16 protein-coding genes are annotated in these 23,237 nt (G+C 48.3%); 8 read left to right on the plus strand and 8 right to left on the minus strand.

The features are described 5' to 3' along the window. Nucleotides 1-48 precede the first annotated feature (48 nt). From mukB to cmoM, 4 genes are read right to left on the minus strand one after another with little or no spacing between them, the layout of a single operon-like run. Nucleotides 49-4,503: a chromosome partition protein MukB gene (gene mukB / locus ACSTTG_RS16625; RefSeq protein WP_438475615.1), complete on the minus strand. Its 4,455-nt coding sequence runs from the start codon at nt 4,501-4,503 to the stop codon at nt 49-51. Beyond that, nucleotides 4,500-5,234 carry a chromosome partition protein MukE gene (gene mukE / locus ACSTTG_RS16630; protein WP_438475616.1) on the minus strand — a complete coding sequence of 245 codons (735 nt, stop codon included), beginning with the start codon at nt 5,232-5,234 and terminating at the stop codon, nt 4,500-4,502. The genes mukB and mukE overlap by 4 nt, the downstream gene beginning before the upstream one ends. Then, nucleotides 5,215-6,552 (minus strand): chromosome partition protein MukF, encoded by a 1,338-nt coding sequence (gene mukF / locus ACSTTG_RS16635; protein ID WP_438457365.1) that lies wholly within the window; start codon nt 6,550-6,552, stop codon nt 5,215-5,217. The genes mukE and mukF overlap by 20 nt, the downstream gene beginning before the upstream one ends. Nucleotides 6,553-6,554: 2 nt before the next feature. Next, on the minus strand, nt 6,555-7,352 hold the full coding sequence (gene cmoM / locus ACSTTG_RS16640; protein ID WP_438457364.1) for a tRNA uridine 5-oxyacetic acid(34) methyltransferase CmoM: 798 nt from the start codon (nt 7,350-7,352) through the stop codon (nt 6,555-6,557). 106 nt (nt 7,353-7,458) lie between these two features. Between cmoM and elyC the strand changes: the two genes are divergently transcribed. Further along, nucleotides 7,459-8,277 (plus strand): envelope biogenesis factor ElyC, encoded by an 819-nt coding sequence (gene elyC, locus ACSTTG_RS16645; RefSeq protein WP_438457363.1) that lies wholly within the window; start codon nt 7,459-7,461, stop codon nt 8,275-8,277. 187 nt (nt 8,278-8,464) lie between these two features. Beyond that, nucleotides 8,465-8,782: a YbjQ family protein gene (locus ACSTTG_RS16650; RefSeq protein WP_438457362.1), complete on the plus strand. Its 318-nt coding sequence runs from the start codon at nt 8,465-8,467 to the stop codon at nt 8,780-8,782. Nucleotides 8,783-8,989: 207 nt separating this feature from the next. Here the strand turns inward: ACSTTG_RS16650 and ACSTTG_RS16655 are convergent, their stop codons facing one another. From ACSTTG_RS16655 to ACSTTG_RS16670, 4 genes are all read right to left on the minus strand, one after another. Continuing rightward, nucleotides 8,990-9,790 (minus strand): MerR family transcriptional regulator, encoded by an 801-nt coding sequence (locus ACSTTG_RS16655; RefSeq protein ID WP_438475617.1) that lies wholly within the window; start codon nt 9,788-9,790, stop codon nt 8,990-8,992. Between the two features lie 260 nt (nt 9,791-10,050). Next, complete coding sequence (locus ACSTTG_RS16660; RefSeq protein ID WP_438475618.1) at nt 10,051-11,766, minus strand: sulfatase family protein; 1,716 nt, start codon at nt 11,764-11,766, stop codon at nt 10,051-10,053. 371 nt (nt 11,767-12,137) lie between these two features. Further along, nucleotides 12,138-13,445 carry a hypothetical protein gene (locus tag ACSTTG_RS16665; protein ID WP_438457359.1) on the minus strand — a complete coding sequence of 436 codons (1,308 nt, stop codon included), beginning with the start codon at nt 13,443-13,445 and terminating at the stop codon, nt 12,138-12,140. A 217-nt stretch (nt 13,446-13,662) separates the two neighbouring features. Then, nucleotides 13,663-14,655, minus strand: coding sequence for a hypothetical protein (locus ACSTTG_RS16670; protein WP_438457358.1), 993 nt, complete (start codon nt 14,653-14,655; stop codon nt 13,663-13,665). Between the two features lie 615 nt (nt 14,656-15,270). Between ACSTTG_RS16670 and ACSTTG_RS16675 the strand changes: the two genes are divergently transcribed. From ACSTTG_RS16675 to ACSTTG_RS16700, 6 genes are all read left to right on the plus strand, one after another. Then, a complete protein-coding gene (locus ACSTTG_RS16675; protein WP_438457357.1) occupies nt 15,271-15,606 on the plus strand; it encodes a hypothetical protein in 336 nt (111 codons plus the stop codon). 24 nt (nt 15,607-15,630) lie between these two features. Beyond that, the gene (locus tag ACSTTG_RS16680) at nt 15,631-17,094 is read left to right on the plus strand and encodes a putative glycoside hydrolase (protein WP_438475619.1); all 1,464 of its coding nucleotides are present in this window, start codon (nt 15,631-15,633) and stop codon (nt 17,092-17,094) included. Nucleotides 17,095-17,168: 74 nt separating this feature from the next. Continuing rightward, nucleotides 17,169-18,581, plus strand: a complete 1,413-nt coding sequence (locus tag ACSTTG_RS16685) for a sulfatase-like hydrolase/transferase (RefSeq protein ID WP_438475620.1) — start codon at nt 17,169-17,171, stop codon at nt 18,579-18,581. Between the two features lie 23 nt (nt 18,582-18,604). Further along, nucleotides 18,605-20,005 carry a sulfatase-like hydrolase/transferase gene (locus ACSTTG_RS16690; protein ID WP_438475621.1) on the plus strand — a complete coding sequence of 467 codons (1,401 nt, stop codon included), beginning with the start codon at nt 18,605-18,607 and terminating at the stop codon, nt 20,003-20,005. A gap of 350 nt (nt 20,006-20,355) precedes the next feature. Next, nucleotides 20,356-21,660 (plus strand): anaerobic sulfatase maturase, encoded by a 1,305-nt coding sequence (locus tag ACSTTG_RS16695; RefSeq protein WP_438457353.1) that lies wholly within the window; start codon nt 20,356-20,358, stop codon nt 21,658-21,660. Nucleotides 21,661-21,705: 45 nt separating this feature from the next. Continuing rightward, on the plus strand, nt 21,706-23,184 hold the full coding sequence (locus ACSTTG_RS16700) for a sulfatase family protein (RefSeq protein WP_438475622.1): 1,479 nt from the start codon (nt 21,706-21,708) through the stop codon (nt 23,182-23,184). Nucleotides 23,185-23,237 lie beyond the last annotated feature (53 nt).

Raw genomic sequence — 23,237 nt, forward strand, 5'->3', positions numbered from 1 at the left:
AAAATGCCCGCATCTGCGGGCATTTTTATAGTTAGCAAATTGACAAGGTTAGTCGATTTCTGCAGCTAGCTCTTGCGAGCCGGTCTTATCGTTTTGACCAAACCCACGCAGGCCAACCACGTGCACATGCTCATGATCTTTAAATACCTTGCGCACCAGCTTATAGGTCGTGCCTTTTTCTGGGCTAATATTTTCTGGCGCGGCGATCAAAAGCTGCATATCAAGACGGTCACACAACTCGAACAAGGTGGAGATCGACTTGGCATCCAGACGGGCAGCCTCATCGAGGAACAATAGGCGACACGGAACAATGTCTTTGCTGCGCAGTCGACGCGATTCCTCTTCCCAACTCTGCACGACCATCAACAAGATAGACTGACCGGTACCGATCGCCTCACCCGTTGATAGTGCACCCGACTCCGCTTGTAGCCAACCATCGGAGCCACGATTCACCTCAACGCTAAGCTCAAGGTAGTTACGGTAATCTAGCAGCTCTTCACCCAGTACCTGCGGTGAGCGTTGGCCCATATCAATGTGCGGATTAACGCGCTGGAATAGCTTCGCCATCGCCTCTGAGAAGGTAAAGCGCATCGACTCAAACAAGTCTTTATGCGTGTCTTGCTGCGCTGCCAAGCTATCAAGCAACACCTCGTGACTCTCGCGCACCTTGACATTCAAGCGCACGCCTTTCACCTGACCAAACGAGATATTCGATAGGCCTTGGTTGAGCATACGAATGCGGTTTTGCTCACGCTGAATGGTCTTCTTGATAATGCTCGCGACAGATTCAGAGCTGATTGCCAGACGGTTTTCACGCTGAGTCAGCTCCTCGGTCAGACGTGCCAGCTCCACTTCCATCTCTTCGATCGCCTCAACCGGATCGTCGGTACGGATGATATCTTGGCGAATACGCTCACGCAGGTGCTGATAGACCGCGATATAGAACAGAACTTTGCGCTCTGGACGAGCATTGTCTTCTGATAGGCGCAGTGCATCACGCAGGTCATCGTTATCAGCCACCGCAAGGCGCAGCGCACCGAGCGACTTATCCGACATCGAACGCAGCTCATCGGCGCTCATGTACGCCAACTCGCGCTTGTGTAGTCGTCTTTCGACATCATTCTCGCGTGCAAGACGCAGCACTGAACACCAGCCCGCTTTCGCCGCGACCACAAAGGTGCGCAGCTCAACATACTCTTTCTGTACCTTCTTCATCCGCTTAGCTAGGCCTTTCATCTCTAGCTCGGTGGACGTTAGAGTACGCTCATATTCACTCTTACGCGTGCGTGAAGCGTGCAAGCGCTCTTGAAGCTCATCACGGCGACGCAATGCGCGCTCCTGCGCGCCCTCATCAGCGTTCACGCCGAACTCTTGCAGCTCTTGACGGAACTCTTGTACCGTCTCAAGTTTCGCTTGATGCGAGCTTTTCAGTGAAGCCAACACTTGGTTGTATTGGTTCATCTGACCTTGAGACTGCTTAAGTTCATCGCGCGAGCGGGTGCGTGCACGCTCGGCTTCGACCAATTTATTCTTAAGCTGCTCACTGAGCTCACTGCTCTTGCTCAGCAAGTCCACTGAGTCTGAGTAGCTAAAGTAGTGACGACGTTCAACTAAATCCGAAACAGCAAAAATCTGTGCTTTGAGTGCTTGCAGTGCTTGATCGGCTTGTTGATAATCATTTTGCAAAGCATCAAACTGCTCTGGGTCAGCTTCAAGCGCATTGGCGATTTTATCCAGTTCGACAACGGCTTTACGATGGGCATTCAAGAACACTTTAGCTTCAGACAACTGGGCAATCTTCCCTTCCAGCTCTTCAAATCGCTCAGATAGGGTGTCGTCTTCTAGCAGACGCATGGTTGGCGCAATCTTATCGATCGCTGCCAAAGCTTGCTTGCTGGTTGTTGTCTGGCTGCGTTGCTGGTGAGCTTTGCTATCGAGTTCAGTTAGTAGTCGCACCGCTTGATTGCGTTTATCACGCGCCGCATCCAAAGCTTGCTCTGGGTCAGCATCGAAAGCCACCTGGATGTGCTTGGCAACAAAGTTATTAAAGCTCTGGTATAAACGCTGCTGTTTCTGCGCATCAAACGCCGCTTTAGCATGCTGTTCAACCACCTCTTCACGCTCGTTGCGAAGAAGCTCAAGACGCTGCTCACGGGCTGCGCGGCCAAACAATGGGATCTCCGGCAAGCGAGAGTAACGCATTTGGCGCTCGTTAAGACGCACACATACTGCGCCTTCAAGCTCTTCGGCGTTAAAGCTGCTGTCATCAAAGGCGTCGATATCACCCTCAATGATGTACAGATCTTCTGGACAATCATCCAGCTCGACGAGCTTCTCTTCAATATCGGACAGATCAGACACCACAATCGCATGACGCGCCGGACCGTACATCGCACTGAAGTATGGCGCGTCACCAATGGTGATATCATCGTAGATCTCAGACAGCAGCACACCGCCTAGCGTATCCGCAAGGCCTTTAAGACGTGGATCATTCGAGCCACCAGGTGAGGCAAGACGCTCAATTTCAGACTCAAGCTCAGCGCGGCGGGTGGCGAGCTTATCCTTGGCAATTGAGAGATTCTTCTCGTCTTCGAGCACCAGTTGCATCTGCGACATCACCGCTTGACTGTCGTACAGGTCAGCACCGCTCTGCTCACGCAGAGTCTCAAGTGCCTCATTGGCGGCAAGCCAGCTTGGCGCTATCGATTCCAAGCGCTCAATCTCAACCGCTAAATCCTGCTCGTTACGACGCTGCTCAGAGCGCTGCTCACGCAGCTCTTCTTGCGCTATCTCAAGCGACTCGAGCGACATCATATGACGCTCACGCTCTTGCTCGATAGCTAGCTCATCGTCCAAGGTAATATTGAACTGCTTTTGGTAGCCATCCACCAGCTCTTGGGTCTGACGCTGAGTGTGCAGATCACGCTCGAGATCGCGGTGCTGAGCACGCCATTGCTGCTCATTTTCCACCGTTTGCTCGGCTTCACGTGCCTGCTTGAAAATTAACTTGGCTTGCGCGGCTGCTTGGTTACGCTCAACCTGACCCACAATGCCCTGTACAAGCTTGTAGGCCTGCTCGAACTGCTCGGCAGCGGCAGAGGACATATCCAGCTTGTGCTTGATCGCCAGCAGGCTGTTGGTGTTCTCGGTTTCTTGACTCTTGAGCTCACTCACCAGCGCTTGCGCTGACTCTGCAGTGAGCGAGTCATCACCCATTAGGGTCTTGGCCTTTTCCAGTGCCTGCACTGCCTGCTGATACTGCAGTGCACGCGTTTGCTGCACATCCAAAGCCTGCTGGTAATCGGCAAGCTGAGTTTTGAGGCTATCCACCTCTTCCTCAGACACTGTAGCCTGCTCTTCAGCCATCAAGACGCGCTCTTGCGCCTCTTCCACCACCATCATTTGCTCTTCAAGACGCTCACTCAGCTCCTCGAGATCTTCTTGGTAGCGGGCAATCTTCTCTTGCTGACGCAAGGCGTTTTGCACTAACTGCAGGTGATCCGAGGCCGCACGATGGTCGACCTCTAATACGCCTTCTTGATCAACAAGCAGCTCTAGCTCTTCTTGTACTTGCGCCATCAATTGATTTTGCTCGATCAAGGTCTGACGAGAGCCAAACAGCTCTTGGCGCAGCGACATAGTTTGCTCAAGCTTTTTACGTCGCTCATTGGCATGGCGCATATAGTCCGCTGCCACATAGTTGGTCGACTCGGTGATCAAATGCTTAAACAAATCACGGTCTGCCTGAGTCACCTTGATGGCTTCTAGCGTCATACGGTTTTCACGCAGCGCCGACTCCATATCTTGGAATGCCTTCTTCACCCCGCCATTTTGAGGCAGTAGGTAGTCACGCAGTGAGCGGGTGATCGCGCTTGAGATACCGCCGTAAAGTGATGCCTCAATCAAGCGATAGAACTTAGAGCGGTCGCTTGAGTTACGCAGTTTCTTAGGAATAACACCAAACTCGAACATCTGCGCATGGTAATCGACAATAGAGCTAAATGCCTTAAAGTGAGTGCCTTCAAACTCCGCCGCCGCGGCTTTGACTTCATTGATTTGACGCACGCGTGCCTGACTCGCCGACACCGTTTCAATCAGGATGTCGGTTGGCTTAACGTTCATCGGCAAACCTTGGATCACAAACGGCTTGATATCGACTTTCTTATCGCGACCCGCAACCTGCTGCAGTTTAACCGCAAACAGAAGACGTTGGTTGCGTGAGTTAATCACATCCAAAGCGGCGTAACACGCGCCAGCTTGCAACTTACCGTACAGGCCCTTGTCGCGTGATGACTGGTTTGAGCCCGCCTCGGTGGTATTGCGAAAGTGCAGCAAGCTTTGGTCTGGGATCAAGCTGGTAATGAAGGCCGCCATGGTGGTGGATTTACCGGCACCATTACCGCCTGACAACGTAGTCACTAGACCATCAATATCAAAGGTACGAGCAAAGAAGCCGTTCCAGTTGACCATGGTCAGGGATTGATATTTACCGCGTTCAATCATGCTTCATCCTCTAGGGCATGCTCGGCTTGTGAATCAAGCTCTTGGTTATCGTTATTGCTTTGCTCAAGTAAGCTGCCTTGGCTTGGCTCAGGGGTGTGGACCACCGCCTCACCATCGCGGATCAGGCGCAGCTGCGCCTCACGCATATCATCACCGACACGCACATCGGCGCCAAAGCGGAATACCGCTTCGCTGATACGGAATTTATCGGTTTCACCCACGTTGATCACCATGCCGAGGCGGCGTAGGCGACGCAATGATGTGCGCACCTTCTCAAACAGCTTCTCTTTATCCAGATCCGAGCCGGATGCGCGGTGAGTCACCAGCTTCATCAGCTTTTTCTCGTCGGTCAGGGTCAAAAGCTCTTCATAAAGCTCTTGATTGGTAAAGATCCCTTCGTGCGCCAGACGCTCTGGGCTGAGATAGAGGAAACACAATACCTTACCTACTAACATGTCCAGCTCAGACAGTACGCTGCGGCTGATCAGTGAGGTTGAGCGAGGACGAAGGTAGAAAAAGCCTTCCGGCGCTTTCACCAGCTCGGTGTTGTAGCGCTGATAAAACTGCCCCAGCTCTAGTTCAAAATCTGTCAGTAAGGCATGATTGTCGAGATCCTCACTGGAGATATGACGCCCTGCACGCAGCAAGCTATCAAGCTGCGGGAACAGAGGGTTAGAAATTGCTTTTACCAGTTTCTCTGGTATGTAGTCATTAGTATCGGTCGATGACATTTGCTTGTACCTTTGCGCCAAAATCGTTGATTGCTTGCCAGTCTGGTTGAATCGCTTGGTAATCGGACTCCGAATATCCCATGCGTACAGCTTGATCAACAACAATGCGGGCTAAATCAAAATGGTGAGTGTGAGGGTGATCGGCGAGGTAGTCGCGTAGCACCGCACCAAGATCGATGGGGCGACCTTGGTCTTTGTGCGCTTTCAGCATTGTGCCGATAAGCTCTGACAACTCATCATTGACTTGTTCAAACTCTTCATACTCCACCGCCATCGGCACCTGTCCGGTGACTTCGTCATCACGAAGTACCAGCGCCTCATCACGCAGGTCGGTTAGACGCTCTGCATCGGCGTAAGTCAGGAACCATGGCTGGTCAAAGTAGTCTTGTAATGATTGACGCAGACGCGAGCTAAAGGCTCGGTTCTTGTCCATATCAATCGCGGTTCGGATAAATTTGTGGACGTGGCGGTCGTAGCCAATCCATAGGTCAATCGTCTGTTGACCCCAGCTGGTGATGCGATCAAGCTTCATCTGCAGGCTAAACAGAGTCTCATCGATAAAATCGAGCTCATCATTACCATACACCTGCTGCTGGATATCTAAGATCTGCGTTTGCAGCTCATCACCGGCTGCTTGCAATGTGTCTTGGAGCTCTTTGAGCGTTTCTGACGTCTCAGATAGCAACTGCTCACAGTTATTGATCGCCTCACGCCAATCTTTATTGAGTAGCTCTGCAATCTGCACTTTGACTTCTTGCTGCTGCTCGTCCATCACGCGCTGGTTTAAATCAATCTGATCGAAGATCTCGGCAACGGAATATTTCAATACGCCGTAGACATTTTTCTTCCAGTGCCCAGCCGTGCCACCCTCTTGGGCAGCTTCCAGCGCTTTGGCCATCTCATCCGCCACCATCGATAACTGAATCGATAGACGCAGCTTAGAAAATTCACGGTGACGAACATAGTAATCTGTGATGCCAATCGCCAGCGGCGACAAGCGGTAGATGCTGGCCCCGTCATTGACTTCACTGGTAAAGCGACTCATCAGTCGCTGCTTGACCATCTCATTAATCGCGTTGTTGGCGCGAAATGCCGAGGCTTCTCCCGTATCAGGGAACATCTTGGCCACGATTGCAAACGCATCGTGCAGCTCACCTTCCCCGAGCTCTTCATCAAATCGCTCATTGCTCAGCACCGCAAGGGCGATCAAAAAAGCGAGACGCTCTGGGGGTAGATTGAGCGAAAATTCGTTCTTCTGTACCCAACTGACCAGCTCATCGACTGGTTGCTCGGCAACATTGTGAGTCATCTCACTCATCATTATTCCTGTTTTGGGGTCTTCTTGGCCCATACATGAATGTATCGGCCCAACGAGAGGTACGGCTCTTGACGGCAAAGTTGTTTTTCCAACGCCAGTACATCCTCATAATCATACTCACCCACATATTGTCGATCGCCGATGTAATCACTGAATGATCGGATACCCGATTTACCGCAGATCTCAAAACCTGCCTCTTCAATCCAGCGATACACCTCTTCTGGCTTTAAGCCCTTCTGTGGTTGTAGCTTAAAACGTTTTCTAAACGGCATGCCATTTAGAACATGCGGGATGTTGCCGCAAATCACATTCTTGTACACCAAACCATGATGGTTGTAGAACATAATCGACGCCATTCCACCATCCTTAACTTGTTCGAGTAGCAGCTTCAAGGCCTCCTCAGGCTCAGCTAGCCACTCCATGACAGCATGAAACATCGCAATATCCACTGGCTCATCAAGATGGTCACCCACCTCTTGCACTGGGCTATGGACATAGCGATATTGTTGGCCAAGGCCATTAGCGTCAATATCCTTTTCCGCCAGCTTGAGCATTTCTGAAGATAAATCACACAGCGTTACTTGATGGCCCAGCTTGGCAATCTTTTGCGACATCTGCGCGAGCCCACCGCCGGCATCTAGCACGTGAAGCGGTGTCTGTTGTGGTTCAAAATGCGACAACAGGGCCTGCAAATCCTCCCAAACTATGACCTGGCGAATCTCACCTTTATCCGAGCCATAAATGTTTTTTGCGAATTTGTGGGCAATATCATCGAAATTGCGGTCTTGTGTTTGTTTCATTAGGCTATCATAATCCTCCGTGCCGCTATTCTGTCATAGGAATATGAGGAATAAAGAGGGTTCGTGTTTTTTTGTCTCTAAGTGATGTTTTTTCGGGCTATTTCGTATGTTTGAACTGAAAAAAGTGGTCTCTGCGCTCCTAATGCCACTTCCTGCGATGCTGATTTTGGCATTTCTCGGCCTAATGCTGGTCATGTTTACCGCTAAACGTAAGTCAGGCTGCTTTATGGTTCTGTTTAGCCTGATGGGTATTTTCCTCGTCTCTTTCCAACCTTTCGCCACCAGTTTGCTGATGCCATTAGAGCGCGAATACTCAATCTATTTGCCTGAGGGGCAAAATGTCGACTATGTGATGGTGCTGGGTAATGGGCATGTGGTTGACGACCAGATCCCGCCTACCTCCGAGCTTACCCGCGCCGGCCTGATGCGTCTTAGCGAAGGGATCCGTATTCTACGTATGTACCCAGAAGCCAAGTTGATCCTCTCTGGTTATGCGGGTGGCACAGAAGTGAGCAATGCTCGCATGATGGCAACCGTTGCCCTTTCTCTAGGCGTGAGCAAATCCGATATCATCTTGCTTGAAACCGCCCAGGACACCTGGGAAGAGGCTCACCAAGCGGCCGCCTATGTGGGCAAAAAGAATCTGGTGGTGGTGACTTCCGCTAGCCATATGCCACGCGCGATGCTGGAATTTGAGACCGCCGGTCTTAACCCGTACCCTGCGCCAACCAACTACCTTGCCCATGACAACATAAACCAGCCATGGAACAAGTATGCGCCAAGTGCCAAATATCTCGAACAAACCGAGCGTTACTGGCACGAGACCATGGGTCGATGGTGGAAAGCATTGCGTGATTGGGTTGGCAGCGACCAAACCCTCGACACGCCGATCCAACTACCCGCAGAAGTGGAGTTGGAGCCTTAATACACCAAATCTATCGCACCGGCCAAGAGCAACTTAGTCGGTGCAATTTTAGTAATTTCTCACGCCTCTCTTGTTATCATTGCGCACAAATCCTGCCTCCCATTTCTAGTCTTTACACTTGCGTTCAGCGCGACCTCCGTGCAACTATCAAACAAGCTATTGATAAACAATGTTAATGGAGAGAAGCATGAAGTTCAGTACCACCGACCATATTCCAGGTAGCGACAGTCAAGAAGTGCTCGGTATCGTCACCGGCAATGTCGTGCAATCAAAACATGTCGGCCGAGATTTTATGGCCAACCTCAAGGGTATCGTCGGCGGAGAGCTCAAGGGCTACACCGAAATGCTCACCGAAGCACGCAACATCGCCATCGAGCGCATGGTCGCCGACGCCCACCAACTCGGCGCCGACGCCATCGTCGGGGTGAGATTCACCACCAGCTCGATCACCGATGGGGCTTCGGAGGTAATGGCTTATGGGACTGCGGTCAAACTCTCGAAATAAAGGTTCGAGGTGCGGGGACGGGCTTTGCCCTTCGAGTAGCGAGGAGTTTCGGAGGCGCCGTGAGTATTGCGCTACCTCTAACATTTGTTAGTAACTTTTCTATCACTCATCGCGATTGGAAGTAAATATTTTTCCGTCTCTGTAATCGTAGCGAACGCAGACATCCTCGCTACTCGAGCGAAGCGTCCCCGCACCCCGCACCTTCTTTTAGCCTTTCAGGGGGATTTGTATCTCCGTTAGATACTTCTCTGGATTACCCTTAAAAATCATCCCTGGCCCTTTCAAATAAACCTCTCGAGTTGGCAATGCGGCCTGCTCGCCGTTTTGCTTGATGTAATCAAACAGCTTTTTGTATGACTCGCCGATTCGCTCATAAGGGCCTTGATGGACGTAGGTGACGAAACGTCCGCCGGGCAGTAATTGTTGATCGAGTTTGGATTTGATGACTTTTTTGATGGGTAGACAACTTTCGATATTGCTGATCTCTCTGTATTCACCATCAAAGTATAAGTTAAAGGCGGCGCCGGCAGCGTGTCTGCCTCCTGCGCGATACAGTTTACCCATCGCTTTGCCAGTTTCGGCATACTTGCCCTGCCATCTAATGCTGATTACCTCAATGGGTGATAAATGCTTGATGGTGATTAGATCGGAATTGTGTGACATGTTAGCGACCTCTTGCTCTTTGATTAGGATGGTTTCAAGTGCCTCAGAAACGGAGTTCAGCTTGGCTATGTCGGCATCAATGGTGGCCTTCTTGCGCTCAAGCCACTGCGTGATCTGCGATTCATCATCGAACTCTTCAAGTAGCGTCGCTATCTCAGTTAGACTAAAGCGCATCGATTTCATCACACTGATCACGCGAGCACGCTCCACCTCTTGCTCACCGTAATAGCGATAGCCGCTCTCCTGGTCACGATACACAGGCACTAACAGCCCCTTTTCATCATAATGATGCAGTGCTTTTACTGTGATAGAGGTAATTTGCGAAAATTCGCCAATGGTATACATAACTTTTGCCTTCGTTTCGAGTACGTCTTGGAGCTTGCGCTCTCCGGTAACGGGAGGGTCAATGTTTTTCGATTATTATATCGAAAAGAGGCGGGAATTAAGAATCGAGATTCGAGAATCGGGAGGCGAGAAGTTGAGCGCGCGCGGTGGAATACTCGCGCCTCGGAACGAAGTGAAACCCGCTCCTCGCCCCTAAAATGAAGAAAACCTTCACACAAGGTGAAGGCTTTGATAGGAAAATAAGGAATGACTAATCTAAATTAGAAACCTAGTTCTTGACGCTCTTTGCGGGTCATGAATGGGTATGGTGCTTCAAAGTAGTCTTCCGGCACGTCGTAGCGCTTACGTGCGTCTTCAAGCTCTTTGGTCATCATCTCACGAACGTCTTTGTAGCTTGGGTCTTCGTAGACGTTGTTGACTTCGTTTGGATCTTTCTCCAGGTCGTATAGCTCGAAGAAGCCCTTACCTTCATACTGTGAGTAGAAGTCGATCAGCTTGTAACGCTCACTGCGTACACCATCGTGACGTGGCACGTTGTGTGCGCCGTGCATGTAGTAGTGGTAGTAAACAACCGAACGATCGTCATGCCACTCAGAATCTGTCTTCTCGCCCTTCAGAACTTCTAGGAAAGATTTACCTTGCATCTCTTCTGGTGTTGGTAGGCCTGCCGCATCAAGGAAGGTTGGGCCAAAGTCCATGTTCTGGATCATCGCTTGTGGGCGTAGATTCGGTTCAATCTCACCCGGCCAGCGGATCATGAATGGCATTTTGAAGCCTTCTTCATACATGTAACGCTTCTCAGCCCAGCCGTGCTCACCAATGAAGAAGCTTTGATCAGAGCTGTATACAACAATTGTATTATCAGCAAGACCAGTTTCGTCTAGGTAATCTAGGATGCGACCAACGTTCTCATCGATGGTTAGAACCGTTGCCATGTAATCGCGCATAAAGCGTTGGTACATGTATTCAGTACGAGCAACTTTCAGGTCACGTGGTACATTACCCCAACGACGCTTATACATAGGATCTTTCATCTTCTCCCAGTAATCAACGTTAACGTCATCATAAGCTTCGTGGAATGCCGCTTTCTGCTCGTCCGTTAGACGGTTCATCCAATCATCAAACTGACGACGCTTGTTGTCGTCCATACTGTTGATCCACTCTTCACGAATGCGCGCCTTCTCTGGCGTCGTTGGTGCTGGTGGGAAAGCATTGATACCTACCGGCGTCATACCGTAAAGCTGCATCCACGCATTTTCAGCGTGCTCACCACGAGTTTTGTAGTCGTCAAACAAGGTATCAGGGATCGGGAAGTTGTGATCCATGAAGGTCGCCATATGACGTGCAGGTGGACGACGCGGTGTATGTGGCGCTTTATATTGTACTTTCAATAGGAACGGCTTGTCCTCGTCCCAGCGCTGATCAAGCCACTCAAGTGACATGTCGGTAATAAGGTCTGTTGAGTACCCTTCGATCACTTTTGTACGACCTTGTTGGTCGATAAACTCAGGGTTGTAGTAAGTACCCTGGCCGCCGGCGCCGTTCAGCGTTAGCGAGAAACCAAATTCATTCACTGGGCTTGGCTTCATGTGCCATTTACCAATCAGTGCTGTGTCGTAACCGCTCTCTTCCAGCAGTTTAGGGAAGATAACCTGGTTTGGGTTCCAACGTGAGGTGTTATCCAATACACCGTTTTTGTGTGAGTGCTTACCACTCATAACAGAAGCACGGCTTGGCTGACAAATTGAGTTGGTTACGAAGGCTTTTTCAAAAATCGCGCCTTCGTTAGCGATGCGATCGATATTCGGTGTCTGACCCAAAGTTGGGTTATAAGCACTGATGGCCTGGTTGGCGTGATCATCAGAGAAAATAAATAGAATGTTTGGTCTTTCTTGCTCGGCAGCTACACTCGAAAGTGCAGTAGAGGCGAGTAGTAGGCCAATCCCTTTAGAAAGGGTTGAGCGTTTAATCTTCATATTATCCTTGCCTAATATATTATATTGACCGTTTTCTTGTGTAGAGTGGTCCTTGGTTTAACGCTTTGCGACAACACAACACTGGGGTGTTTTTCCTTGCTAAAACTCACCGAGCAAACAAGTATTTGAATGGTAAGCCAATCGCATAACGTGAATTCTATCCGTTTCACAAGACTTAATATAAACGTTTCGATTAGCACTCGTCAATTCTAACACGGGAAAATGTGATTGATGACCAATAATAATATTTATTCATCTTTTTGATTGTTTTTTAATCGATATTCTCGCAGCCCATAAACGAAAAAACCCCTACTCAACTGAGTAGGGGAAATGGCAATCATTGGAATAAAACTATAATCACTAACAAGCGGTTAGAATTGGTTGTTTTGATTAAAGAACTCCATACCTAAGTGCTCTGGCATCGCTGCAATGCCAAACAAAAACGTTGAAAAATCAACACCCTCAATAAATTCAGCCTTCCATTCTGGCTGATCGTGACTGTAGCGCCACAAAATTTCATAACCACCTTCTAGCTCATGACGCGCATTGATTGAGTCATCACGGTAGGTTGCAATTAGGTCATCTTTCGCTCGTTCATTAAATGGGATATAACCGGCCAAAATATGTGGTGAAACAACGAGGTTATGGTTAAATTGACGATCGCCCTTAAAGTGGAATCGGTCGACACAATAACCGTTAGGACATGCGCCAGCACCACTGCCCCATTCATATTCTTTTAATTCAACGCCCTCTTCTTTAACATCACGCCAGAAAGCAAAGTCCGCCTTTGCAGAATTTTCGAGTGCTTCAACAAATTGTGAATTTGTTGAAAAATCATTCATCAAGTAATTATTAAATAGGAAGTTAAATTGTGATGTAAACCAACGCTCGCCCTCAGAAAGCACTGGAATACCATTGTATCTTGCGACTGGAAGGTATTTGGTTGAAGCGTACCAAATATCCCAAAACTTTAACGCATCTGAACCATTAATGGTATTATCAAGTTGTTTAGCTTGCTGGTTGGCAATACCCGCTACCAGCATATACTCATTAAACGCCTTAGTACGGTGCTCTTTAAATGTACCGTCGGTATGCTGCGCTAGATAAATACGACCGGTGCGAACATCGGCTATGTACTGAGTTAGGTCGGTATTTTTAAACAAGAAATCTGCTAGCTGTGCGATTTCTTGGTTTTCGCTGAAGTAGTTTTTGACAAACAGCGCGCCGTAGATCATGATCGCGCTATCCACTGGACTCCAGTCATCCCCTACCGCTTCACCCGTTTGGGTGTTGTAAAAGTGGATGTAAGTGTTAGTCGCGTTCTGCGGCACGGTAAAGTTTGGATCTTGACCCGCAAGCTTACGCAGTGTGATCAGCGCTAGCTCTTCTGCTTCAGGCTCCCATCCGTTTGCGTGTCCGATAGCCAGAGCAACCAGACCCATGCCTGAGTTTGCGATAGAACCTACATAGCTTCGGTCACCGTTTAGGAACAGTTTGTCCTCATAAGTCCCGTTCTCGTTACGAAGTTGCTGCCAATACGCATAGCCGCCGCGGTATAGTGTATCGATAACTTCTTGATCCGTCTTCTCGACAACAGAAGTGTTATTGGGGGTTTCAGCAGAGGCGATTCCCGGCACCAACAGGCTGGCGGCGAGCAACGCGGCTAGGTTCTTTTTCATTTTTTTTCCTTCAAACTTAAGAAAAGGCATTGAGTCAGTTGACCTAATCAAACCGATATCGATTGATCACCGTCCAGCTGACAAATCCAATATAAACGTTTCGACAGCTGGACGGCAACATCCCTTTCTCTTTAATGTGCTACCCATCACAGCAAATAATGGTAATCGATAGGTATCAGTTTTATCTATTGATGTTAATGATGGTAAATGGGAACAATTAGAACGACAAGTTCACACCGACACGACCTTGCATACCCTCGCGGTCACCCCAGCCTAGGTGCTGTTTGTTGTGGTTGGTGCCAGAGCGATAACCAATGTTTGCTACCAAGCGCACGTTGCGGTTAATTGGCATGTTGTTGTTGATATTCCAATCGAATGAATCATGCCCAGCCCAGTGTGCACCACTTTCATTACGGCCAACTCGGAAGTTCACCTCCGTGGTAATATCATAGAAATGACGGTAGCGAACAAATGGTCTGATACCCCAGTTTTTATTGCGCGTAAAACGTGCGTCCCACGAGTTATCAAACGTGCCATTACCCATAAAGGCTGCACCAAAGTTGAATTTAGGGCTGTAACGATAGGTATAGTTGGTCTCGGCACTCCAAGCATTAAACTCAGTTTCCTCAACTAGCTCCTTATTCCAACCGTTGTTATCGGTTTTATAGCGCTTACGCTCAATCATCTTATATTCAGCGGTTGAGTTGATAAAGTGCTTACCAACCGTAAACTGAACACCTGGCTTAAGTTTGATCTCTTTATTCTCTGAGCCGTCGGCTTCCACACGACGCATAAATACAGGCTCAGCAAAATAGGAAAATCTAGGGCTCACCCAACGCTCGTAGCGCGGTGCTAAAGTGTAGTTAATTTTACCTGCTTGCTCTTTTTGTGGGTTGCCATTTTTTACATGGTTTTCAGCCAACACAAAGCGCATACGAAAGTTCTTGTTAATTCTTGTTGAACCATCTGCAATGATAAAACGAGTGGAGCTATTTTTAGGGTTAAGCGTGTAGGCTGTCTCGGAGTGTTCAATACCTGTAAAAAAGTTTGTTCGACGTGGCAAACCAGCTCGAGCATTTCTGGCGCTATCGGTTACTAAGATAATGTCATCATCACCATCCATAGTTAGTAAGTTGGTTGGCGCCCTCTCAGCCAATGCGGGGACCGAAAATATAATCGAGCTCAATGTAAGAGCCACTGCCTTGTTCATACTATATACCTTTCACTTCATTCAAATTAGGGACTGAAGACTTATTAGTAGCAAGCAATTCCTTTTTTACTCTCCAACTACATGAAGTAGTCGGTATTGCCGTATGCCTTGGAATTAGATTGTCTTCTTGCGGATAAATTTAAACGTTTCAATTTCAATGTCAACCAGTGATCTCCATCAACAAAAATTTGTATGCCGCTGTTTTTAAAGGATTTTTTTAATTATAGCCTAATAATCACTTGTCATATTAATATCAAGATTATGACTTTAATCACATGCTGATTGAAAAAACACGCGAAAAGTCATAAATACGTAGTTATTTTCAACATTTGCACTCAAAGTGCAGTCGGTTTTATTTTTAAGTGACTGATTGCATTAGAGTTTAAACGTTAATTATTGTATTAAGAAGTGCACGTCTTTTACGTTCAACTCGAAACTTTTGCTGTAATCAAAGCTCAAATACCACTATTTTTTCTACTCTCATCACATTTATTGTGGTTAAAACCGTGTCTAGGGCACAATTTTATCGGTTTAGCATTGATAGGGAGAAATAGACTGCGTTATGTTTGCCTCACGAGTTGAAACGTTTATATTTAACCCCTACAGGATAATATTATGAAAAAAGTAATTTCTCGCACACTTACCTCTCTACTGTTAGTTGGTTCTGCGTCAGCATTCGCCTTCGATTCACTACCTAACCGCGACCAGAACCGTATTGGCACTGAAGTTAACGACATGCAAGCGGTACTAAACCTAACAGATTCACAAGCGCAGAAGATTCGTCAAGCAAAGGCAGACCTGACTAAATCAAACAACGAATTGATTCGTGACCATGGTCGCGGCACTGCTGCTTACAAAGAGGCTCGCAAACCTGTTTGGGCTAAATACCAGAAAGATATTTTCGCGGTGATTACTCGCGAAGAGCTTCAACGTTACAACCAATCTAAGTAATTTAATCGTTTGGAAATAGATAGAATGAATTTTAAATACAAAACTCTCGCCCTTGCCGTAGTATCAGCGGTTAGTTTATCTGGCTGTTTTATTGATGACCCATATGATTACACCGGTGGTAATGGTAATGACAACGGTAATGCTTTGTCGTGGGGTGTTGAGCTATATAAAGAAAGAAATGATAACCATAAAGCCAGTCCTTATAACATTGAGATTGTAGATAGAACTGAAGATGCACAAGCATTCGATGGCAACCTTCTTCAGCTTGATAATGTCACCATAGATACAGAAAACTTTGAGGCTTTCACAGCGATCACAGTAGCAGTAAGCGATGACAAAGCCACCCTTCAGTTTGTCGCTGATGAAGGCTATGACATGGGTATCACTTACAATACATCTGGCACAGCCAATATGGAAAAAGGCACGCTGCAGTTTGATATCAAACCAAGCTCCCTCGTCGCTGCGCCAACTGATGGTACTGAACCAGGTGCGGAAGACAAAATTTACCTGACGATGGGGTCGAAAAACGAATATCGTATCGATATCACTAGCGCATTTAACGCCTCAAAAGGTGCCGATAAAGCGCAATCGATTAAGATACCAATGAAATGTTTTGTTGACCAAGGACTAGATTTCCGTAACGTCAAAACCGCGTTGGCTCTTGAGACTAATGGCGCTGTGCAGTACGAATTTAGCAATGCTTTCTTGATCGCGAACTCATTGCCTGACGCATGGGGCACTAACAACTTCCTTAGTTGTGAAAACCTAAGTGCAGTGCAAAGTGGCGCGGAAACTGTGTTAAGTCGCCGCTATGCATCAGACCACGAAACAAAAGTGACCCATGGTTGGGCAAACGGATATCGTGTAAACAACGGTAAAACCTTTACTCCTTCTCCAGGTATTTGGACTCAAGACGAATTGTTCGCCGGCATCAACTATGTTCCATGTGACGGCGTAATTAATGGCAGTTGCTACACTCCTGGTCAAAATAGTTTCCTAGCATTCGATGTTAACTTAGTCGACGAAGATGGTAGTAAGCCCGATTATCAACGCGTTGATATCAGCCGCTACATGGAAACTGGCGCGCTAGAATTTGCGCTATTCTTTCCAAACAATGGTCCTGCAATCAGTCTTGATAGCTTTGATATTAACTTCAAGTTCGATGCAAGTGTAGGTACAGGGGAAGCGACTACCAATATCCCTAACTCGCAAGACTATGCACTAACAATCAGTGATTATGACGCTAGCGTAAAAGTCTATCGTGTCAGTATCCCACTAAAAGAGATGTTTACACAAAACGGTACTGTCCAACTAAACACTCTTCAGCGCATTGATAAATTGGCAAGTTTCGTAACGCCAACCAATTCGAGTGTTAACTACAACTTTAGCAATTTCTCTTACGCGATCTCGGATGTTTCCATCGTCCAACAACCAACTCAAGACGAGGATCTAGTCCAAATCTATCCGGTAGTTACAGAGTCTTACTAAGGATATTTCAAAATAATAATAACTGGCGGCCATCTTTGATGGCCGCTTTTTCGAGACAAGAACTGGATGCACTAATGACAAAATCCCTCATTCCCACAGCCCTTGCTTTTAGTATCTCTTGCTGTTTACCTTTCGCTGCCCTTGCAGACGAAGACGCTACTCAGCGCTCGCCCAACGTTCTACTAATATTCGTCGATGACATCGGCTACGCCGACATGGGCTTCCAAGGCCAAAGTCAAGACATCGTTACCCCATACATGGACCAAGTCGCCAAAGAAGGCGCCATCTTCTCCGCCGGTTACGTTACGGCTCCAGTTTGTGGCCCTTCACGCGCAGGCCTTTTGACCGGGCGCTACCAACAACGTTTTGGTTACCACGATAATATCGGTCCATTTGTTGCCCACCCTGATATCGAGCAAGGCCTACCACTCGATGCCAAGACGCTCGGTAACTACTTCCAAGACGCTGGCTACACCACTGGCTTTATTGGCAAATCGCACGATGGCGAGGATCAGAAATTCTGGCCGCACAATCGCGGTTTTGATGAATACTACGGATTTAATAATGGCGCCGCCGATTACTTTGTCTCTGGCCGTAATATTCAAAACGCCAAACAGCACGCCTACTCCTCTATCTTCCGTAATGACCAACTACAAGACAATTTCGACGGCTATCTAACCGACATCTTCGGTAACGAAGCGGTTGATTTTATCGAGCGCCACAAAGATTCGCCTTTCTTCCTTTACGTGCCATTTAACGCCTCACATGGCCCCATGCAGGCTAAACAGGAAGATCTAGAGCGTTTCTCGCATATCGACGATGAGCTACGCCGTAAAATGGTTGCCATGACCTACAACATGGACATCAACATCGGCAAGATGGTCGACAAGTTGGAAGAGCACAACCTGATGGAAGACACCATGGTGATCTTTATGTCAGACAACGGCGGTAAACCAAAGGGCAATGGCTCATACAATGCACCACTCAAAGGCGAAAAGAATACCTTCTGGGAAGGCGGCATTCGCGTTCCATTCACCATCACCTGGCGTGGTACTATCGAAGGCGAGCAAGTGATTGATGACCCTATTATCGCACTCGATATTTTGCCAACCACCCTTGCGGCTGCAGGTGTAGAGGTTGAGCCTGAGTGGCAGCTCGAGGGCGTCAACTTCCTGCCACGATTAACAGGTGAGCAAAAGCAGACGGATGACCGCTTCCTCTACTGGAAGATGCTCAATAAGTCCGCGATTCGTGACAATGATTGGAAGCTGGTCATCCCTAACACGCTTGTGCGTAATCCAAAACCAGAGCTTTACAACATCTCTCAAGACATCAGTGAAACCCATGACCTTGCCGAGAAACACCCAGAGCAAGTCAAACGTTTGATGACAGAGTTTGAGCGTTGGGATAGCGAGAATGAGCCCCCGAAATGGGGTTGGAACCGCAATATCTTCCCACATGCCAATGGCTGGCGTGGTCGCCACTAATTTTCACTCGGGGAAATTAAACGATGAAAAACATTAAATCTTATCTTAGCCTTGCGGTGCTCACGGCATTAACCGGAACAGCAAATGCCAGCGCTCCAGAGCACACCAATGTGGTGATCTTATTTGCCGATGACATGGGCTATGCCGATGCGGGTTTTCAGAACCAAAGCCAAGATGTCGAGACGCCAAACCTAGACCGTCTTGCCGCAAGCGGCGCGATCTTTACTGCAGGGTATGTTACTGCCCCAGTCTGTGGTCCTTCACGTGCCGGTCTTATGACGGGGCGCTACCAGCAGCGCTTTGGCTTTCATAACAACACCGGTCCCTTTGTGCGCGAAGAAGGCATTGTCCAAGGTATGCCTGCTGAACAGCGCAACTTTGGTTACTACTTCCAAAATGCCGGTTACGTGACGGGAATGATCGGCAAACACCACGATGGCAAACAGCGTCATTATTGGCCGCATCACCGTGGTTTCGATGAGTTCTACGGTTTCAACAATGGCGCCGCCAACTACTTTGTTGGGTCGATTAACCAACAAAGTGCCATCGATAAGCCATTTTCTGCCATCTATCGCAATGATGAATTGGATGAGAACTTCGATGAGTACCTAACGGATCGTTTTGGCTCGGAAGCGGTCAGCTTTATCGAGCGTCACAAAGAGTCGCCTTTCTTCCTTTACGTACCATTCAATGGGATTCATGGGCCACTACAAGCAACCGATGAAGATCTCGAGCGCTATCAGCACATCGAAGATGTTCAGCGCCGCAAACTTGTGGCGATGAACTACAACATGGACAAGAACATTGGCCGCATCCTTGATGTGCTTGAAGAAAACGACCTGAAAGACAACACCATCGTGGTTTATCTGTCCGATAATGGAGGTAAATACAAAGGTAACCACTCATACAACCACCCACTGCGCTCAGAGAAAGGCACGCTGTGGGATGGCGGAATCCGTATTCCATTTACCATTGCATGGCCAGGAACTATCCCAGCGGGTCAAACCTTTGATGACCCGATTATCGCGCTCGATATCCTACCAACAGTAGCGGCAGCGACCGGTGTTGAAACTCAGGCCGAGTGGCAACTTGAAGGGGTTGACCTCCTTCCCCTGCTGACAGAGCAGAAACCGCTTGAGAATCGTTACCTCTACTGGCACAACACTCGCGCGGGGGCGATTCGTGACCATGATTGGAAATTGGTGATGCCAAACATCCTTAATAATCGTCAGAAACCTCAGCTGTTCAACATCAGTGAAGACATCAGTGAATCGAATGACCTTGCGAGCAAGCACCCAGAGCAAGTCAAACGCCTGATGGCAGCATGGCAAGCATGGGATGCTGACAATGAGGACGCCAAGTGGGGCTGGAATAGAAACCTTTTCCCTGTCGAAACCAACTGGCGAGAGCTAAATAGCCTCTAAATTCGGCGACATTTGCAACTTTTTAGGCAGCGTAAAATACGCTGCCTTTTTATTTGTAGAAATTTCGACAGTAGGGCTAGATTTAGCTCACATTCCGCCAATTCTTGTCGATGTAAACGTTGAGCAGTTGCGGGGTTTAGGATAATCTCTACCACATGCGAAACGTTTATATCGCTAGCTGGAAGACACGTTAAGTTGATCACAAAACCGTTGATACATATGGATTATGTGGTCTTTAGTCTCTTTGTTCAGGGTAGAGTTAGGCTCCTAAGTAGAAGCGTAACACCGCGTGCTTACGCTCATCGATAACCCGAACCCAGTCAAAAAGAATTTTAAGAGTAAGGTAAGCAATGTCTTCATACAAACACAGTCATGTAATGGCGAAACCAAGCAGCTCGGTGTGTAACCTAGATTGTAGTTACTGTTTCTACCTCGAGAAAGAACACCTTTATCCTGAGCGTCGCAGTCGTTGGAAGATGTCAGAAGAGACATTGGAGCAGTATGTCAAATCGTACATTGAATCCCACGACACGCAAGACATTGAATTTTCATGGCAAGGCGGTGAGCCAACCCTTATGGGGCTCGACTTCTTCCGCAAGGCGGTAGAGCTGCAGCAAAAGCATGGCCAAAACAAGCGCATTCGTAATGCATTCCAAACCAACGGTATTCTGCTTGATGATGAGTGGTGTCAATTCCTTAATCAGCACGACTTCTTGATTGGTATCTCTATCGATGGTCCTGCCCACCTGCACGATCATAACCGCGTATCACGCTCTGGCAAGCCAAGCCATGCCAAAGTGATGGACGCTATCGCGAAATTGAAAAAGCACAATGTTGATTTCAATACCCTGACTGTAGTGAGCGCGACTAACGCCAACCACCCAGAAGAAGTGTACGATTTTTTGGTCAGCATCGGCTCTACCTTCCTGCAGTTTATCCCTATCGTGGAGCGTGAGGCCGCAGAAAAAACTGAAGATGGCCTATACCTAATCAGTCCAGATTACGAGATGGAAGCAACAGTGACTGACTGGTCACTGCCTTCGGCCGCGTATGGCGATTTCCTTAACCGCATTTTTGACCGCTGGGTGGCGAAAGATGTTGGTCGTATTTACGTGAATACCTTTGATGCGACGCTTGCCACGTACTGTAATGAAAATCCTGGTATCTGTGTGCAAGCAGAAACCTGTGGCCACGCCTTCATTCTTGAGTCGAATGGCGACATGTATAACTGTGACCACTACGTTTACCCTGAGCATCGCCTAGGCAATATACACGACGTGTCTATCCGTGAAATGAACAAGATGGACATGGCACTAAAGTTTGGCGCTGATAAAAAAGACAAGCTGACCCAGCAATGTAAGAGCTGTCGTTTCCTCAAGCAGTGTAACGGCGGCTGTCCAAAGCATCGCTTCAACACCTCGCGCACTGGACAACCGGGTCACAGCTATTTCTGTGCTGGCTATAAGAGCTTCTTTAAACACACTGAAGCCAAAATGAAGCAGATGCGTGATTTGATCTTCAGCGGTCGCCCTGCCTCAGACATTATTTATCTCAACCTGCAGCAACAAATGATGAGCAAGCAGTTTACCGGAGGTCGCAACTCTCCATGTCCTTGTGGCAGTGGTAAAAAGCTCAAGCGCTGCTGCCAAGCCTAACGCAACAACACTGACGTTAGGTAATACAATAACAAGGAAAGAAGTATGTCCACCCCCCTGTCTGTTTGTGCAGCCACGCTCGCCTTGTCGGGTTTGGCTTACTCTAACGTCGCAATAAGCGCTGAGCTGTCCGCCCCTGTGCGCGATAACTTAGCTACCCAACCTAATGTGATCGTCATCTATACTGACGATCAGGGTTGGGGTGATGTGGGCTATCACGGTTACGATGATATCCACACCCCTCATATTGATGCCCTCGCCGCTGGCGGGGTACATTTTCCGCAAGCCTATGTCAGCTCATCAATCTGCAGTCCATCACGCGCAGGGATGCTGACCGGCGTCTATCAGCAGCGCTTTGGCATTTACGGCAATTTCAAGGGTAACCATATCCCTGACTCCCAGCCACTAATGATGGAAATGATGCAGGAGCTTGGATACACCACCGGCGTGGTGGGTAAATGGCATATGGGCGATCCCACAGGCAGACCCAACCAGCGCGGCACAGACTTTTTCTATGGTTTTCACGGTGGCTCACACAACTATATGTTGTCGGATGCTGAAGAAGGCGGTAAGCCATGGCTATCGCCACTGTATCGCAATACGCAAACCGAACCGCCTATCCAAGAGAGCAATGGTTACCTAACTGAACTCTTCACCGACGAAGCTGTGGCGTTTATCGAAGACAACGTCGATAAACCCTTTTTCCTTCACCTTGCTCACTTTGCGGTTCACCACCCGTGGCAGGTACCAGATGGCTATATTGAGCGTCTTGAACACCTTGAGGTCCATCATGAGGAGCGCCGATTCTTCGCCGCGCAAACCCTAGTTCTTGATGATGGCATTGGCGCGATTATGGACACGCTAGACAAGCATCAACTGACCAATGACACCCTGATCTTTTTTATGAGTGACAATGGCAGTCCTGCAGGCCAGGGCTTTGAAGAGCCACGCAGGAAAAAGCGCGGCGAAACCACCATGTCAAGCCCAGGTCCTTTCAATGGTTTTAAGGGGGATACCTATGAGGGCGGCATCCGAGTGCCGTTTGTCATCCACTACCCCGCACAAATTCCTGCTGGGCTAAGCTATGAGCCTATGGTCAGCTCGCTGGATATATACCCGACAATTGCTGCTCGCTTTGGTATCACCGACACAGGGGCGATTCCTTTTGATGGTGTAGACCTATTCCCACATATTCTTGGTGAGACCGATGAGCCAGCTCACACCACCCTTTATTGGCGACGTGATGATGATTATGCCATTCGTGATGAACAGTGGAAACTGACAGTCAATGAGCATAATGGGCCAAGAACCATTCGCTTGTTTAATATGAACGACGACCCGTATGAAAAAATCGACTTGGTGAATCAGTACCCAGAGATCGCCCAGCGACTAAAAGATCAATTTGACTCATGGGAAGCCAGCCTTCCGGTCAACCAACTCAGCGAGCGCCCTGTTAATCGTAACCTTGGCTTTGCCGAGGGCAAGCGAGTAGACGTGCAAGCATTTAACGCCACCATTCAATAATTCTTAGACCTTTAACTCTCTCCGGAAGCCCTGCGTTGCCGGAGCAGGGGTTG

Source organism: Vibrio glycogenivorans, assembly GCF_051660965.1.
Lineage (GTDB): Bacteria > Pseudomonadota > Gammaproteobacteria > Enterobacterales > Vibrionaceae > Vibrio.

Excerpts from the sequence above, each read along its gene's own strand:
- mukB (WP_438475615.1), bottom strand. The coding sequence starts at position 4,503 with ATGATTGAACGCGGTAAATATCAATCCCTGACCATGGTCAACTGGAAC.
- mukE (WP_438475616.1), bottom strand. The coding sequence starts at position 5,234 with ATGTCATCGACCGATACTAATGACTACATACCAGAGAAACTGGTAAAA.
- mukF (WP_438457365.1), bottom strand. The coding sequence starts at position 6,552 with ATGAGTGAGATGACTCACAATGTTGCCGAGCAACCAGTCGATGAGCTG.
- cmoM (WP_438457364.1), bottom strand. The coding sequence starts at position 7,352 with ATGAAACAAACACAAGACCGCAATTTCGATGATATTGCCCACAAATTC.
- elyC (WP_438457363.1), top strand. The coding sequence starts at position 7,459 with ATGTTTGAACTGAAAAAAGTGGTCTCTGCGCTCCTAATGCCACTTCCT.
- ACSTTG_RS16650 (WP_438457362.1), top strand. The coding sequence starts at position 8,465 with ATGAAGTTCAGTACCACCGACCATATTCCAGGTAGCGACAGTCAAGAA.
- ACSTTG_RS16655 (WP_438475617.1), bottom strand. The coding sequence starts at position 9,790 with ATGTATACCATTGGCGAATTTTCGCAAATTACCTCTATCACAGTAAAA.
- ACSTTG_RS16660 (WP_438475618.1), bottom strand. The coding sequence starts at position 11,766 with ATGAAGATTAAACGCTCAACCCTTTCTAAAGGGATTGGCCTACTACTC.
- ACSTTG_RS16665 (WP_438457359.1), bottom strand. The coding sequence starts at position 13,445 with ATGAAAAAGAACCTAGCCGCGTTGCTCGCCGCCAGCCTGTTGGTGCCG.
- ACSTTG_RS16670 (WP_438457358.1), bottom strand. The coding sequence starts at position 14,655 with ATGAACAAGGCAGTGGCTCTTACATTGAGCTCGATTATATTTTCGGTC.
- ACSTTG_RS16675 (WP_438457357.1), top strand. The coding sequence starts at position 15,271 with ATGAAAAAAGTAATTTCTCGCACACTTACCTCTCTACTGTTAGTTGGT.
- ACSTTG_RS16680 (WP_438475619.1), top strand. The coding sequence starts at position 15,631 with ATGAATTTTAAATACAAAACTCTCGCCCTTGCCGTAGTATCAGCGGTT.
- ACSTTG_RS16685 (WP_438475620.1), top strand. The coding sequence starts at position 17,169 with ATGACAAAATCCCTCATTCCCACAGCCCTTGCTTTTAGTATCTCTTGC.
- ACSTTG_RS16690 (WP_438475621.1), top strand. The coding sequence starts at position 18,605 with ATGAAAAACATTAAATCTTATCTTAGCCTTGCGGTGCTCACGGCATTA.
- ACSTTG_RS16695 (WP_438457353.1), top strand. The coding sequence starts at position 20,356 with ATGTCTTCATACAAACACAGTCATGTAATGGCGAAACCAAGCAGCTCG.
- ACSTTG_RS16700 (WP_438475622.1), top strand. The coding sequence starts at position 21,706 with ATGTCCACCCCCCTGTCTGTTTGTGCAGCCACGCTCGCCTTGTCGGGT.